Source organism: Mucilaginibacter corticis (assembly GCF_007558865.1).
GTDB lineage: Bacteria > Bacteroidota > Bacteroidia > Sphingobacteriales > Sphingobacteriaceae > Mucilaginibacter > Mucilaginibacter corticis.
Genome location: NZ_VLPK01000001.1, coordinates 1,331,465 through 1,347,043, shown reverse-complemented (window position 1 = coordinate 1,347,043; position 15,579 = coordinate 1,331,465). Strand labels below are relative to the sequence as shown.

The 15,579-nt window shown below is 44.7% G+C and carries 11 protein-coding genes; 5 read left to right on the top strand and 6 right to left on the bottom strand.

Going from position 1 to position 15,579, the window contains the following annotated elements:
• Positions 1–5: 5 nt before the first annotated feature.
• On the top strand, positions 6–680 hold the full coding sequence (locus tag FO440_RS05810; RefSeq protein WP_144247270.1) for a GNAT family N-acetyltransferase: 675 nt from the start codon (positions 6–8) through the stop codon (positions 678–680).
• 69 nt (positions 681–749) lie between these two features.
• On the opposite strand, the gene FO440_RS05805 is transcribed toward FO440_RS05810, so the two are convergent.
• The 3 genes from FO440_RS05805 to FO440_RS05795 all read right to left on the bottom strand — a co-directional run bounded on the left by FO440_RS05805 (position 750) and on the right by FO440_RS05795 (position 5,548).
• Positions 750–2,927 (bottom strand): hypothetical protein, encoded by a 2,178-nt coding sequence (locus FO440_RS05805; RefSeq protein ID WP_144247269.1) that lies wholly within the window; start codon positions 2,925–2,927, stop codon positions 750–752.
• 151 nt (positions 2,928–3,078) lie between these two features.
• Complete coding sequence (locus tag FO440_RS05800; RefSeq protein WP_144247268.1) at positions 3,079–4,422, bottom strand: glucoamylase family protein; 1,344 nt, start codon at positions 4,420–4,422, stop codon at positions 3,079–3,081.
• A gap of 64 nt (positions 4,423–4,486) precedes the next feature.
• Positions 4,487–5,548: a serine hydrolase domain-containing protein gene (locus tag FO440_RS05795; RefSeq protein WP_144247267.1), complete on the bottom strand. Its 1,062-nt coding sequence runs from the start codon at positions 5,546–5,548 to the stop codon at positions 4,487–4,489.
• 115 nt (positions 5,549–5,663) lie between these two features.
• Here FO440_RS05795 and FO440_RS05790 point away from each other — a divergent pair, with 115 nt between their 5' ends.
• Both FO440_RS05790 and FO440_RS05785 read left to right on the top strand, forming a co-directional pair.
• Positions 5,664–6,992 (top strand): alpha-amylase domain-containing protein, encoded by a 1,329-nt coding sequence (locus FO440_RS05790; RefSeq protein WP_144247266.1) that lies wholly within the window; start codon positions 5,664–5,666, stop codon positions 6,990–6,992.
• 48 nt (positions 6,993–7,040) lie between these two features.
• Positions 7,041–7,724, top strand: coding sequence for an SGNH/GDSL hydrolase family protein (locus tag FO440_RS05785; protein ID WP_222103930.1), 684 nt, complete (start codon positions 7,041–7,043; stop codon positions 7,722–7,724).
• 4 nt (positions 7,725–7,728) lie between these two features.
• On the opposite strand, the gene FO440_RS05780 is transcribed toward FO440_RS05785, so the two are convergent.
• Positions 7,729–8,592 carry an AraC family transcriptional regulator gene (locus tag FO440_RS05780; RefSeq protein ID WP_144247264.1) on the bottom strand — a complete coding sequence of 288 codons (864 nt, stop codon included), beginning with the start codon at positions 8,590–8,592 and terminating at the stop codon, positions 7,729–7,731.
• Between the two features lie 118 nt (positions 8,593–8,710).
• Positions 8,711–10,768 carry a glycoside hydrolase family 127 protein gene (locus FO440_RS05775; RefSeq protein ID WP_144247263.1) on the bottom strand — a complete coding sequence of 686 codons (2,058 nt, stop codon included), beginning with the start codon at positions 10,766–10,768 and terminating at the stop codon, positions 8,711–8,713.
• 270 nt (positions 10,769–11,038) lie between these two features.
• Between FO440_RS05775 and FO440_RS05770 the strand changes: the two genes are divergently transcribed.
• Together FO440_RS05770 and FO440_RS05765 are read left to right on the top strand one after the other, a co-directional pair.
• Positions 11,039–13,495 carry a family 16 glycoside hydrolase gene (locus FO440_RS05770; RefSeq protein ID WP_144247262.1) on the top strand — a complete coding sequence of 819 codons (2,457 nt, stop codon included), beginning with the start codon at positions 11,039–11,041 and terminating at the stop codon, positions 13,493–13,495.
• 100 nt (positions 13,496–13,595) lie between these two features.
• Positions 13,596–14,837, top strand: coding sequence for a PQQ-dependent sugar dehydrogenase (locus FO440_RS05765; RefSeq protein WP_144247261.1), 1,242 nt, complete (start codon positions 13,596–13,598; stop codon positions 14,835–14,837).
• A 49-nt stretch (positions 14,838–14,886) separates the two neighbouring features.
• Here FO440_RS05765 and FO440_RS05760 read toward each other — a convergent pair whose 3' ends face one another.
• The gene (locus FO440_RS05760; RefSeq protein ID WP_144247260.1) at positions 14,887–15,534 is read right to left on the bottom strand and encodes an HAD family hydrolase; all 648 of its coding nucleotides are present in this window, start codon (positions 15,532–15,534) and stop codon (positions 14,887–14,889) included.
• Positions 15,535–15,579 lie beyond the last annotated feature (45 nt).

Here is a 15,579-nt window from a genome sequence, read left to right as displayed (position 1 = left end):
CGGTGATGAAACACGTACTGGACAATCCGATCTTTAATGCTCTGGCTTCGGGGAATCAAACGCTTGCCAAAGGCAGCGGCCCTGTTAAATATTTTGATAAAGACGTTGCACCATTTATAGGGTTCAGCGAAGATTCGCAGGAAAATTTTGACGCGGCTTATGATATGATCTCGCGCCAGAACCCGCTGATATTTGTTTCACGGGACAGGACGATCACCCAAAGCAGGTGGACGGTATTACAACAAATTCCCGGCTGGCAGATGGTATATACCGGTGATGCGTTTGATGTGGACACCACTAATCTTGTTGCGCTAACTGACGACCATGTACCACAGATGATTGAACTTACCAAACTCACCAACCCGGGGCCTTTTGGATTGCATACCATAGATTTTGGACATTATTACGGTATTTTTGAGGGAGATAAACTGGTTGCAATGGCCGGTCAGCGGCTAAACCCGTTACCCTATGCCGAGATCAGCGCTGTTTGTACCCACCCCAATCATAATGGTAAAGGCTATGCCCGGCAGTTGATGCAATTTCACGTTAACCGCATCAAGCAAGCAGGCGAGATCCCATTCCTGCACGTACGTGATGACAACACCCGCGCTATTAAAGTATACCAAGACCTGGGCTTTAAAATATTCGGCGAAGTGAATTTTTATATCTTGGCCAAATAGAACTACCGGCTTAAACGCACAAGGGGTAGAATTGATCGATTCTACCCCTTGTTTTTGGTCATTTTATGATTACCAGCTTAAACTTACATGGATCCCGTCGGGGCTGTTATCATAACCCAGGAAAAGGGTATTTGATGATGCATCCCAAGAGCTTTGCACATTGGTGATGGTTTGACCTTTACTGTCGGTAAGTGTAATTTGTTTAGCTTTTGCCGGCAGTAGCACGCGCGTAGCATTTACTGTATTTACAGGGCTTTTGGCTACAAAACTATATTCACGGGCTTGAACCTTTTCGTCATACACCCTTGATGCCGATGCCAGTACCTGTGGCTTAGCTTTGTTTACTACACGTTTTACATCATATAAATAAGCCTGTTCGCCGGGGTTAACTACTTTCTCTGCAAGCACCGGCAATTGCGGGTCGAACAGGTCTATCACCGGGCCTTTAACCGTGTAAGGCTTGGTATCCTCGTTTTCATTCAGTACCGCTACAATGTCATACGGGCCACGCTCTAAATACATGTTGTTTTTAAATTCCAGTTTACCGGCTTTGCTATCGGTTTCATAAGCTTGTTTAACCGTGTTGAGGTAACTGGCATCATTATTAGGCTGCATTACAAAGTCTTTAGGGTTTTCCCTCATCACGTACACAGTTCCTAAGCCAACTTTAAATTTTTGTTTGCCGCTTGCAGGGTCAATACCCAGTAGTTTAAACAAATGCTGTGACGGCGCGGTGAAATTATTGCCCTTGGTGTCCCACCATTCCATTACAGATTGGTAAGGATCATCATCTTTACCTACATAGATCAGCACACCGCCTTTTTTTACCCAGGCCGCTAGTTGCTCATGTATGGCAGCACTGATAGGCTTCATATTGGCGTAGCTCATCACCAACACCTTGATATCTTTTAAGGTAGCCGGGTAAGCCAGGTTTTCCATATGTACGGTTTGTACCGGGATGCCGTGTTTTACCAAAGGCATGGTCTGTCCGTAGAAAATTGAAAATTGCGGGTCTTCAAATCCATTGTGCGTAGGGAAACGCTGGAACATCAGCGAATTACTCATCAATACCCCAATACCGTTAACCCCCGTTACTTTATTGGCAGATACCGGGATGCTGTTTAAAGAGTTCACCATGATCTGCATTTGGGTAGAATAATATTTAGGGATGTACACACTCGAGTCGCTGTTGGCTAAGCGGTATTTGCCGGTGTAAATACGCTCGGGCCACGGCATAACCTCGTAATTGGCAACCACAGGATACAATAGCTTGGCAGAAAATGTCGCCTGATAATTACGCTTGTAGTCTGCCCAATCGCGGTGGGCATCTTCAATCGGGTCTGTTAAAAAGAAAAGTTTACGTTTGGTAGGCGCGGTCATAGATACCATCGACCCATATTCAAGAAAAGCGTTCTCGAAAACCCGCTCTTTGCGGTCTCCGTTAAAATAGGTCGCCTCGCGCGAGGTGCCTGTCCAAACCTGGGCTATATAACCATCAATACCGGGCAACGATGCCAGGCTGGCTTCAGGGCTTACTATCTGCCACGATGAATAATTTACCAGCGAGTGCGTAGCGATATATATATTTATGCTGATGCCTTTGCTTTTGGCGTAAGCCTTAGCATAGTCTGACACCTGTTTAATAGCGTTATAATACAGGTGATATTTTAACTTGCTTGAAAGATAAGTGTTCTCCGGGCTTTCGTCCTGTGGTTTCCAGGGGAAGCCGTAATACTTTTGCCATTCGGCTTTAAAAGGTTCGCTATAGCCGCCGCGTGCCCAAAATTCGGGCTCTTCTAAAAATATCTCTTTAATACCTACGTCAATAACACGTTTCATTACCGCGGTTTGCATGTATTTAATAAACACATCGGTAGGTACCACATAAGGGATATTATGGCCGTGCATAATGGGCTTGCCGTTTTTTTCAACCTGTGCCAGGTCGAGGTGGTTTACGCCATCCCATTTACCCAAAAAGAAATCGTCATAACTGCCCCAGGCAATACCGGTCATAAAAGCGGTTTGGTAACCATGATCCCGCCATGACTGTACTCGCTGCTCGAAGGTCATATTCGGATGATCATTGGTACCGTAAACAATGGCCATATCAGATCGTACATCAATTTGCGGGATCCAGGGGCTGCCTGTCTGGAAAGCGGTTTTTTGCGGAAGTTCTGCCGGCTTTACCTGCGCCGATGCCGCAAGTGATGATGCCGCAAAACTTAAAAGGAGGAGCGTTTTCTTCATATAGTTTAAATTGCCGATAAATGTTTGTCATTCAGCATAGCAAACGTCTATCTATAAAATAATCAGGTGGTTTATTGTGGTTAAAAGCAGCCTGCAAGTTAAAAACTTTTTTATCTGCTGATTATTTGCGACAGGTTTTTTACAGAGCAAGTTAATGATGCAACGCAGGCGCGTTAAAGCCCAGCTTATTCAACCCGTTTTTAACATCCGGGTTGCTCATAAAAAGCTTCCATAATAGGCCGGTGCGGTAATTTTCTATCATTACTATTATCGGCCCCTGGTCTATGGCCAAATAGGTTTTTGCATACCAGTCATGCTGTTGGTTAAAGGCGTCGATAAAACCATATTCGCCCCAGATCTTATCGCCCAGGTCCTCATAAAAATGCCGTAAGGCCTGCATGACATATTGCGGCGCGTAAGGAAACGCAGATAAGGCCGCCGTTGGTGTAATTACACCAAGATCATTTGTGGGCGAGTGCCCCGAATAGCCCTGCCAGCTATCGCTTGCTGTCAGGCCCCAGCAATTAATACCGTAGCCTTTATACTTTAACGGATTTTCGATACAGTACTCCCGGTTTATCAGGGTATGGTTTACAGCCTGCTGCCAGTAGTCGGCATATTGATCTTTCAACCCATGCGGATCTAATCCTAAAAAAGAATACTGGGTCCAGAATAGCGGTCCGCCATAATCAGGCCCCAAAGGCAAAGTATATTTATTGTAATAGGTTTTACCGTTGATGAAAGTATTACTGCCCGGCCAGCCTTCGGTATAAACGGTTTTACTGATAGCATGCGTTGGCGAAGAAGCAGCCATTACATAGGTGATCAAGCATTCGTTCCATCCCTTTATGGGCATATTCATGTCCCAGTTGTAATCAGGGCTCCAGTGCCAATACAGCACGTTTTTGTTTTGGGTGAACCAATTCCATTCCACATTATCCCATAATTGTTTAATTTTTACGCGGATGTCTTTTTCAACAGCGTTATTGGCGGTATAATATTGCTGTGCGGTTAACAAGCCCTGAAACAGGTATGATGTTTCTACAATATCGGCGCCATCGTCTTTCTTACTAAAGGGGATCACTTTTCTTGTTTCGCCATTTAACCAGTGCGGATAAGCGCCATGAAAGCGGTCGGCTTTTAACAGAAAGTCGATGATCTTCAAGGTATGCGCGGCGGCTTCTTTTCGTGGAATAAATTTACGTTCGGCCGCTACAATAGTTGCCATAATACCAAAACCTGTGCCGCCGGTTGTTACAACGTTATCGCCAAAGCTTCTGCTTGTGGTGTTACGCTCACGCGCCATGCCGCTTACGGGATGGGCAAAATCCCAAAAGTAGCGGAAGGTTTGTTTCTGCACCAGTGTGAGCAGTTGGTCGTTTGACAAGTTCTTCCTGATAGTCAGATCGGCGGCTATTTGCGTTTGCGCGTAACTATTCGCGCTACATAAAATCAAAAGCGCATAACATAAAAGCAGCAAACTGTTTTTCGGCATTGGCAACATATACAGGTTTATAATGGTCTATGCAATTTAGCAATGATAAATATAAACCAATTTATTAAGGTGTAAGTTCTTTAAGGTGCAGCGTGCTTTTTATGACAGCTTTGATCAGGTTAAAGCCATTATTACTGTTGGTAAATAAAATGATACCGTTTTTAGACTGCGGCAATAAGATGATCAAAGTTTTCACACCATCGTCTGACCCGGTATGCATCAGCAAGTATCCGCCGCTTTCTAACGGCATCATTACCTCCCAGCCAAGCCCCATATTTTCAACAGTGCCTTCTTTCATTTTTACCTGCGGGGTTGCCATTTCTGCGAATGTTTTATGAGATATGGCGGTGCCATTTAAAACAGCAATTGCTAATTTAGTGTAATCGCCTATGGTAGTCACCAGCCAGTCGGCAGCAATAGTTTGGGTGATCTTAACCATTTTTATCCTGTCGCCTTTATCGCCATGAGGGTCGGCAAAGCGGGTAGAATCTAACTGGTTACTCCATCCATAGCGGGTGCTTTTCATCCCCAAAGGGGTAAACAAGGCAGCATCGGCCAATTGTTGTAAAGTGCGGTGGAACTTGTTTTCCAGGGCATGACGCAGGTATTCAAACCCCTCGCCCGAATAACCGTATTTGGTGCCGGGATCAAACATAAAGGCCAGCTTTTTATCCGGGTTTTGCGAACGCCAGTTAGGGAAACCGGTTTGATGGCTTAATATAATGCGGGTTGTTAATTTTTTATACCTGGGGTCATCTTTCAGGTCAGGGTCTACCCAGTATTTATAAAGCGGTTCGTCCAGATCAAGTTTTCCTTCATCCATCAGTTTTAAAGCAGTTAGTGCAGTAACCGGTTTGGTTAAAGAGGCAACATTAAATAACGTATTTATTGGGGCAGATCTGCCATTATCAAAACGGTCAAATACTTTCATTTGCTTTATCTTACCACTCTCGATTAGGCTCGCCGCAACAATGGGCACCTTATAACGTTTCATGAGGGCAGGGATACTGTCGAGGCTGTTTGATGGCAGCGGTGAATTAGTTACCTGCGCTAACAAAAAGTTGCCTTTTACTAAAAGTAAACAAACAAATGTCAGCCTTAATACTTTATGTGCAATGCGTGTCATCTCCGGCTTTTATAACATAAGACCTATAAAAATACCTGTTGGTTACAAGTTTGTTTTACTGGGTTTTCAAAACGGGTTATTTTATCTATAATTATCACATAAATCTTTTTTCCGTATGGGTGTTATTTTACAGGCGTTTTATTGGGATTGTCCCGAACAGGAGAACCGTGAATTTGAATGGTGGAACTTTTTAAAGGATAAAACCCCGGAATTAAGCCAGGCCGGCTTTACGGCCTTATGGCTCCCCCCTATTGGCAAAGCCGCCCAGCAAAGATCTATGGGATATAACCCTTTTGATTATTATGACCTGGGCGATTTTGACCAGAAGGGCGGTGTAAAAACATGGTTCGGTAATGAGGCGGAATTAAAAGCTTTGATAGCAAACGCGCATCAACATAAACTTGACGTTTATGTTGATATGGTGCTTAACCATAATGACGGCGGCGAACCTGAAATAAACCAAATGGATAATGTTTCGCGCAAAACCAGCTTCAACCCGGCAAGCGGTAAATTCCCCCGGAACTGGGAGTGCTTTCATCCATGCAGGTATGAAACCATGGACGAAAGTTCATTTAGCGACATGCCCGACCTTTGCCATCGTAACCCCGATGTTTATACCGCTGTTTTAGAATATTCGCGCTGGCTGTTAGAAGATATTGATGTGGATGGCTTTAGATACGATTTTGTAAAAGGCTATGGTGCTTGGATGGTAAGAGCTATACAGGAGATGAGAAGCCTGAAGGGCAATGCCGAATTTAATCCTTTTGGGGTGGGCGAATGCTGGGACAGCGACCGTAATATCTACGACTGGCTCGCCGAAGTAAACACCTGGAACGACAACCCTATCAACGCGTTTGATTTCCCGCTGCGGTACAGGCTGAAAGATCTTTGCATGGATCCTAATTTCAGTTTAAAAACTTTGACTGAACGCGGCACTTTACTAACAGATGGCTTTGCGGGTACGGCAGTTACTTTTGTTGAGAACCATGACGTGGTACGAGGAGACGCGGTAGTCAATGATAAAATGCTGGCTTATTCTTATATCCTGACCCATGAGGGTTATCCCTGCGTTTTCTGGCAGGATTATTTTAACTGGAACCTGGCGCTTGAAGGGACAGCTAACGGGATAGACGCGCTGATAAAGACCCATGAAAAATACGCCGGCGGCAATACTACTATTTTGCACGCTGATGATAACTTATACATTATTCAGCGCGGCGGATGGGGCGAACAGCCGGGCCTTATTTATGTTTTAAATACGGCCCATACCTGGAATGGTACCTGGGTTAAAACACAATGGAAAAACCAGAAGCTTTCCCCGGTTGCATGGTGGAGTAATACCGATACCGCCATGCCCGAAAACAAGCAAACCAATGTTTATGGCTGGGCCGATTTTTGGGCACCACCACGCGGATATACAGTTTATGTGCCTGTAACAGTTTAAATTGATAAAAAGGTTTTTAATATTTGTAATAGCCTTAATTCTATGCCTGTGAAAAATCAAATCTTTAAAATAGCGCTTGTTGCCTGTGCCTTGTTTGCTTTCAGTGCCTCTTTTGCCCAATCAAAATTGATCCGGAACCTGGCCGCGGGTAAGCACCAAACATTGGTAACCTATGGCACCAGCCTTACCCAGGCAGAGGGTGGCCGTGCCTGGGTTGATTCCGTCAATAAGGCTTTAAATAAACAATATAATGGCTTACTAACCATTATTAATACTGCCAAAGGCGGCAGGTGGTCCACTTGGGGCGTGCAGAACCTGGAGGATAGCGTCATCAAAAAAGCACCTGATGCCGTGCTGATCGAGTTTGCGATGAATGACGCTTTTGCCGATTACAAGACCAATGTTGAGGTAGCCAGGCTCAACCTTAATTACATGATCGACCGGATCAAATTGTATAAACCGGAGTGCGAGGTGATATTGCAGACCATGAATATCCCATTAAATGAGCACGGGCAAACACGCCCCAATATTTTGGCTTATTACCAAATGTACCGGGATGTTGCAAAAGCCAGGAAACTGCTATTGATAGATCATTACCCGCACTGGAAAGAACTGCTTGATAAAGGTATAGATGCCTATATCAAAGCCGTGCCCGATGGTATCCATCCCGGCGTTGAGGCCTCAAAACAGATCATTGCGCCGTACGTGATAAAAAGGCTGGAAGATAAATAGCCGGTTAGTTTGCCCTTTTTATTAGGAAGTGCTTTTGGTACTCCATCGGGGTTTCGCCTTTTACGGCTTTGAATTTGCGGTTAAAGTAAGATACGTTATTGAAGCCCGAATCAAGGCTGATCTGCGAGATACCCATATTGTTATTTTGCAACAGCTTGCAGGCGTAGCCTATCCGTAGGTCTATCAAAAATTCTGACAGGGTTTTGCGGGTAAACTTTTTAAAGTAACGGCAAAATGCCGATGGCGATAAATAGGCCACCGAGGCCACCTCATCCAACGAAAGATCCCTTTTGAAATTCTCAAGGATATAATCATAAACCTTGCTCATTCTTGATGAATCGTCAAAGTTAAGGTCGTGCAAAAATCCGGGGCTTGACAATAGCGTATAATCTGCCGACTGCGAGAGCAGATGCAGGATATTAAGCAATTCGATAACCGTTTCGGTAGCATTTTTATTTACCAGCGCGGTTATCTTTTGCGTTAAAGCGGCTTTTGTTTTTTCATTAAATACAATTCCCTGCGATGAGCGTTGCAACAGGTCTTTAATGGCCATGAAAGGTTTCCGGTCGAAAAAGCCGGCGCCTAAAAAGTTCTCATTGAACTGGATAACCACCTGCTTTATCGCCTCGTTTTTGCTGAGGCCACGGGTGTAAAAAGTATGGGGCAGGTTAGCGCCGAACATGCAAAGGTCCGCGGCCGAAAATTCGGTAATACTATCGCCAACTATTCGTTGACCCGTACCTTCTAAGATCAAAATGATCTCGTACTCGGCATGGGCATGAAAAGGGAAGTCGTTATACTTAAAACGCTCTTCCTTAACAACAAAAAGGTTTTCAGGGCTTACAATATTCTCACGAAAGATCCTCATAACGCAGTGCTTAACAGCTCGTGTTTGTGAGGATTAAAACTACTAATTAATTTGAAAATTCAAGCTGTCTAAATCAATCGTAGCAATGGGTTTAAAACCCATCGCTATATCAACCATATCAGTTGGCTTTTTCAGGCATCCACACCTGGTATGGCGCACCTGATACACGATTGCCCAACGCGTAAAAAGGTACAGCTGTAAATTTCACGCTTTCGCCCGTGCTGTTGGTTGCCTGGCCTGTAATTATGTTTACACCGTTTAACAGCTCAGATTTATAATCAAGCGTCATGGTGTCATTATTCCTAATGCTATAGTTTTTCAGGTCGGGGTTATCAATGGCCTCAAACCCGTAAACTATCGGCCCCGAAGCAATAGCCAGTTTGCCTTTAATGGTTTGCACCGCGTCATTAACCGCTACCAATCTCGGTTCAATAGGTAAACTTAGCTCTATCACGTCGCCTTTTTTCCATTGGCGTTTTACAGACGCGTATCCTTTAACAGGTTCAACAGGTACAACTTTGCCGTTCACTTTTAGTATCACGGCTCCGGTTGTTTTTGAGCGATACAGATCGAACGGGTTTTCCTTACCCTCTGCCCAGCCCGGTATGCGGATGTTAACGGCAAATGTCTGCGGTTTCTTAGGATCTACTTCTATCCTTGTATCGCCCTTCCAGGGGTAGCCGGTGGTCTGTTTCAATGTGATACCGGATCCGTTCAATTTCAGATCGGCCTCGCTGCCAATAAACAGGTTTACATATAACGATTTGTCGTCATACCCATAAATGTATTGCGGCAGGGCGGCCACCATCTTCAGGATCATTGGCGGGCAGCAGGGGCAATCATGCCATGCCCAGCGCTTATGGTCGGTAGCTATAAGCGGGTTCTCGTAAAAATAATGGTCGCCGCTAAGCGATACGCCCGATAGTAAGTTATTATAAGCTACTCTTTCAAACTCGTCCACATATTTACCATCAGCTTCCAGCTCGTTCATCTGCTCGCTAAAAAACGCCGAACCGATAGAAGCACAGGTCTCCAAATAAGCCGATTCGGGTAAAAAATAATCCGCGCCAAAACGCTCGCCATCTGCAATAGCGCCTTCGCCGCCGGTGATGAACATGCGCTTGCCTACCATGTTGTTCCAATAGTTATTGGCAGTTTGAATGTAGCGCGGGTCGTTGGTTTCTAATCCAACTGCGGTTACGCCTGTCGCCAGTAATGTCGCCCTTACGGCGTGGCCCTCTATGGTTTGCTGCTGCAATACCGGCATGTGGTCCTGGTTATAAGAGTCATCGCTCTTGCGGGCGTGGCTGCCGTCTTTCTCGCCATAATTACCCCTTTGCTCTATCCAGTATTTCGTCAGGGCGAAGTATTCATCGGTACGCACCGGCACGCCTATTTTGGCTTTTAGCTCAGGATGATCTTTAAACAGCTGGTACATGCGCAGCATGGCTTCTTCAGGGCCACCGTGGCCGGGTATCACATTGCTTTTAGGCGCAGGCCCCATAACCGTATAAATGTAGTTGCTGAATTTTACGGCCACCGCCAACAGCTTGGTTTTACCCGTAGCTTTATAGTAATGAACAGCCGCGTCTATCAGCATCCCGGCGTTATAGATGTCGTGTTGCCATTTATCATCTGCACCGTTCAGGCCCCAGCGTTGATCTTTAGGTTTGGTTAGCGTAGTGTATGTATTAATATATCCGTCCGGGTCGACGGCTTGTGCGGCAGCTATTCTGTCAATATAGGCATCTATCTTTTTCTCCAGTTTGGGGTCGGGGTATTCGGCCAGCAAATCGGCGGCTCCTCTTATGGTTTCGTAAACTAAACCATCGTACCACGGCGGACCGTCGTGCGTGTTGATATTCTTTTTACCCTGTGCCACCAGGTCGAAGTTTAAAAAGGCATTACGTGTTCTGCCCCACTTTTCTTTTTCAGCGATGATATCCGGGCGGTCGGGTACATATTTCCCTTCCAGTTTGTCAAATACATCGTACACGGTAACGGTGTTCCATACTTTTAGCTTGGGACTCCAGAAAGCATCGTTAACCCGTACATGCTGTAATTCAAGCGGATGGATAGGGTGCTGTGCTGCAAGCGACTGGGCCGAAGATTGAAAAGCTGAAAGAATTAATTGACCGCATAAAACCGCAATATATCGCCTTTTAAAAAATATCATTTATAGTATCTGTTAGTTAAAAATTTAATCTGCTGATGTATGGATACAGGTGATCTGTACACAAATTATCAACGTGCAATATCCAATTTAAATATAACCTGTTTTTGAACAAATTTGGCTGTTTCTTGCACGGGATTGATAACTTAGAGAGCTAATTAATGGTACATTAGTCAATTTTGAATTAAAAAATATCAATTGCGTTCAACTGTCAATTGTTAAAATGGTTGATTTTTGCAAAATTAAACTAAGCCTGTTGCAGGTAACCAATTTATGATCAGATTCAATAACTCAAACCAGGCGGTAAAGAAATTAGCCATTGCCTGTTCAATAACTTTTTCTTCGTTAACCGTATTGGCTCAAAACGCGCGTATCGTTGTCGACGCGTCGCGGGTGCTGAACAAGATCCCCGATAAAATGTATGGCTCATGTATTGAAGATGTGAACCACGAGATCTACGGCGGATTGTACGACCAGCGTTTATATGGCGAAAGTTTTGAAGAGCCTGCACCGGCTGATAAAATAGCAGGCTGGAAAACCCTGCAGGGCAACTGGAAAGTTGCTGACGGGGCCGTGTCTGTAAACTCGGGGCCGGGGTATAAATTAATTCGTGAAAACCCGGTGATAAAAGACGGCAGCGTAGAAGCAGATTTGAAGTTTGGCAAGGAAAACCAAATTGCCGGTTTTATTGTACGGGTAAACAATGAGCAGGAAGGCATGGACGATTTTGATGGTTACGAAATAAGTATAGCCCCGCAGCGCCAGGCATTGGTTTTGGGTAAACACGTACATAATTTCAAATTGCTTAAAGAAGTTAAAGCGACGTTTGATAAAGATGCTTGGTTGCATTTAAAAGTTGAAGTTAAAGGCGCAAGGATCTTGGTTTATTTAAATAATAATAGTTCACCGGCAATTGATTTCACAGATGAAAACAGTCCGCTGCTATCCGGAAAGATAGGTTTACGTACTTTTAATGCCGATGTTAAATTTAAAGATGTAGTGATCAAACAAAACAACGCCGTCATTAAAAACGAGTTTATCGGCAAGCAAATGCCGGCCGTAAGTGCTATGTGGGATGGTATTAAAACAGGTACCGTTAACGGCAAATTTGCTTTGAACAATAGCGATGCCTACAATGGTAAACAATCGCAAGTATTAGAATATGCAGGCGGCGCGGGTAAATTGGGTGTGGCCAATAGCGGGCTTGGCCGCTGGGGTATTTCGGTTAGGAAAGGACAAAAATTTCAGGGATATGTTTTTCTAAAAACCGCTGACGCCAATCTTCCGATTACCGTTGCTTTACAAAATGCTGACGGCAAAAAAACTTACGCGTTCGTCAAATTTACTTCAAATAGCAAATTGGAAAACTGGACCAAATTTGCTTTTACGTTCAATGCTAATGCGACAGATACGAAGGCTCGTTTTGTTATATCTATTGATAAAAAGGGCAAATTAGAAATAGATCAGGCCGTACTGATGAGCACCGGCAAAGACCAGTTTAAAGGCCTACCTATCCGTGCGGACATAGCCACCAAAATGCAGCAGGAAGGGTTAAACTTTGTGCGTTACGGCGGTACCATGGTGAACGCTCCTGATTATAAATGGCACAACATGATCGGGCCGGCCGATAAACGCCCGCCGTACGAAGGGCATTGGCACCCATACACCAGCAATGGCTTTGGTATTGAAGAGTTTGTTGCCTACTGCAACGCCGCGGGCTTTGAGCCGGCTTTCGCCATCAACGTTGAAGAAACGCCCGAAGATGTGAGCAATATGGTTGAGTATCTTACCGGCAGCGCCACTACTACCTGGGGTAAGAAGCGGGCAGCAAACGGGCACCCTGCACCTTATAAATTACATTATATTGAGCTGGGCAATGAAGAAGTGATCTGGGATGACCTGACAAATGATTACAAACACTATAGTGAGCGCTTTAACCTGTTATATGATGCCATACACGCTAAAAACCCGGACATTAAAGTGATCTGCGCGGCATGGTGGCGGCCTAAATCTTTAGAAAATATGGAGATGGTATTTAAGGCTGTTAACGGCAAAGCCGATTACTGGGACCTGCATACCGATGCCGATGAAGCAAACGCGGGTAAGATAGTTGATAAGAATTTGCAGAACATGCATGATCTGTTTTTGAAGTGGGACCCTAACACCAAACTAAAGGTTACCATTTTTGAGGAGAACGGCGGGTTACACAACATGCAGCGCGCATTGGGCCACGCCACTACCATGAATGCCGTACGCCGTCAAGGCGATTTTGTGCTGACCTCATGCGCGGCAAACGGCTTGCAGGCACTGGGCCAGAATGATAACGGCTGGGACCAGGGACAGGTGTTTTTTACGCCATCGCAGGTATGGGGGATGCCGCCTTTTTATGCAACCCAAATGGCCGCTAAGAACCATGCGCCATTACGCGTATTTGACAGTGTAGAGGGCGACCTTGACGTAACCGCCACCCGCAGCGAAAGTGGTGATGAGTTGATATTACACGTGGTAAATACAAAATCAACAGCAACTAAAACATCGGTTGATGTAGACAACTTTACAGCAAAAGCTCCAATAATGGTCTCCACTCTATCAGGCGATCCGAAAGCAGAAAACACACCGCAAGCCCCGGCTCGTATTGCAACAAAAGAAAGTACTTTATCAGCCACAGAGAAAACATTCGAATACAGTTTCCCTGCTAATTCATACACTATTTTAAAGCTTAAGAAATAGAAAGTAACTATTCGGATAGATAATTGAGCGATTGCAGTTTATGTGTACCTTGCTGCGCGTATTTTCCACATAATCTATATCACAATTATCTATCCATTAAATGAATAAAAAGATTCTTTTGGCAACCGGCTTTGCTGCTGCAGTAATAAGCCTTAGCGGTTTTATCATCAGGAAAAATTTAGTAAAAAAAGCAGACCTGAGACTGCCTGCCGGCTTTTCTGCAACAATAGTTGCCGATTCGCTTGGACCGGTAAGGCACATAGCGGTTACCGGTAGTGGCGATGTATATGTAAAGCTGAATGCTTTAAGAAAAGGTAAAGGCATTTACTTTTTGAGTGATACCAATCATGATGGCCGATTGGACAAGAAACTGGCATTTGCCAATTATCCCGGCACGGGAGTAAAGATCAAGGATCATTATTTATACTCGGCGTCAAACACCGGGATATTCAGGTATAAGCTGAATGGTAAGGATGAAGTGATCGATACCGAAAACCCTGAAGTGATCGTGCAGGGCCTGGTAGACCACGCGCATGATAATTCAAAATCAATGGTTTTGGATGACCAGGGAAATTTGTTTTTAACCATAGGCTCATGGTCTGACGCTTGCCGGCAACGTGGTTCCGGGCAGGGCATTCCGGGGTGTCCGATACTGGATTCGGCCGCGGGGATCTGGAAGTTTAAAGCCAATAAGTTTAATCAAGCCTTCAGTGATGGTATCCATTATGCAAAAGGGATTAAAAACGCTGTAGGCATTGATATAAACCCGGTTACCAAAGCAGTGTTCGCTACCCAGCATGGGCGTGGCAGCTTCGACGACAAATTTCCGCAATATTACACGCCAAAACAAAGCGCCGAATTACCTGCTGAAACCGTTTATGAACTGCATGAGGGTTTAGATGCGGGCTGGCCATTTGCTTATTATGACCAGATCCAGAAAAAGAAAATGCTGGCACCTGAGTATGGCGGCGATGGTAAAACAAGCACCGATAAATATGCTGACCCGGCAGTAGCTTTCCCGGGCCACATGGCACCAAATGATCTGCTGTTTTATACGGGTAGCATGTTCCCTAAACGTTATAAGAACGGGATATTTGTTGCCTTGCACGGTCAGTCGGCTTCGCCAAAGAAAGGGTATTTGGTAGCATTTATACCATTTGTTAACGGCAAGGTATCCGGCGATTGGGAAGTTTTTGCAGATAACTTTGCAGGCACAGATATTGAACACCCAAGCGGGCCTATCAAATATCGGCCTATGGGTTTAGCACAAGGACCAGATGGCGCATTGTACGTTGCTGATGATCTTAAGGGCGCTATCTTTAAGATCGTTTACAAAAAGTAAAACCTTAAAACACACAAAACCCCGGACATTAATCCGGGGTTTGTGTGTTTTAATTGATATGGTCCGTAAGCCAGGTTTTAAATTCGGCAACAGTGTAGAATAGCCAATCCGGGTTTAGGGGAATTAATTCTTTTGCATCAGTAGTTTCGGCCCAGGCGGCGGCTGCAATGGGGATACCCACTTGTTTGCAATAAGTGATATCGCTTGGCGCATCACCTACATATAAACTTTCGGCAGCATCGGCGTTCAGGCGGATTAGCACCTTTCGGATACCATTTACCTTATTAGGCCCTTCCGGCGATCCGGTTTCTGCTATTTCAAAGTATTGGGCCAGTCCAAATTGCTCTAACGAGATCTTTGTACTATGTACGCCTTTACCGGTAACCATAGCCAATTGTACTTTACGATCAGTTAAAAACTGCAGCAAATCTTTGATCCCGTCAAAGGGTGCCGGGCAGGTATAATGTAATTGTTGATAATGGTACAGGTAAGCCTCAACCCCAGCCTGCTCATGCTGCGGTATAAGTTTGCGGATAGTACCCTCTTCTGACGGGCCAAACGATGCTATAATTTCCTGGTCGCTAATTTCTTTATTTAATAACAGCTCAATGCTTTTTTTAAAGGCAGCAATACACAAGGGCAAGGTATTAGCCAATGTGCCGTCAAGATCAAATATGATGGTTTTAAATTTTGACATGTGGCTAAATTAGAAAATCTGCAAACAATATATGCTGGCAAAAAC

Excerpts from the sequence above, each read along its gene's own strand:
- FO440_RS05800 (WP_144247268.1), bottom strand. The coding sequence starts at position 4,422 with ATGCCGAAAAACAGTTTGCTGCTTTTATGTTATGCGCTTTTGATTTTA.
- FO440_RS05805 (WP_144247269.1), bottom strand. The coding sequence starts at position 2,927 with ATGAAGAAAACGCTCCTCCTTTTAAGTTTTGCGGCATCATCACTTGCG.
- FO440_RS05760 (WP_144247260.1), bottom strand. The coding sequence starts at position 15,534 with ATGTCAAAATTTAAAACCATCATATTTGATCTTGACGGCACATTGGCT.
- FO440_RS05795 (WP_144247267.1), bottom strand. The coding sequence starts at position 5,548 with ATGACACGCATTGCACATAAAGTATTAAGGCTGACATTTGTTTGTTTA.
- FO440_RS05790 (WP_144247266.1), top strand. The coding sequence starts at position 5,664 with ATGGGTGTTATTTTACAGGCGTTTTATTGGGATTGTCCCGAACAGGAG.
- FO440_RS05765 (WP_144247261.1), top strand. The coding sequence starts at position 13,596 with ATGAATAAAAAGATTCTTTTGGCAACCGGCTTTGCTGCTGCAGTAATA.
- FO440_RS05780 (WP_144247264.1), bottom strand. The coding sequence starts at position 8,592 with ATGAGGATCTTTCGTGAGAATATTGTAAGCCCTGAAAACCTTTTTGTT.
- FO440_RS05770 (WP_144247262.1), top strand. The coding sequence starts at position 11,039 with ATGATCAGATTCAATAACTCAAACCAGGCGGTAAAGAAATTAGCCATT.
- FO440_RS05775 (WP_144247263.1), bottom strand. The coding sequence starts at position 10,768 with ATGATATTTTTTAAAAGGCGATATATTGCGGTTTTATGCGGTCAATTA.
- FO440_RS05810 (WP_144247270.1), top strand. The coding sequence starts at position 6 with ATGAAACACGTACTGGACAATCCGATCTTTAATGCTCTGGCTTCGGGG.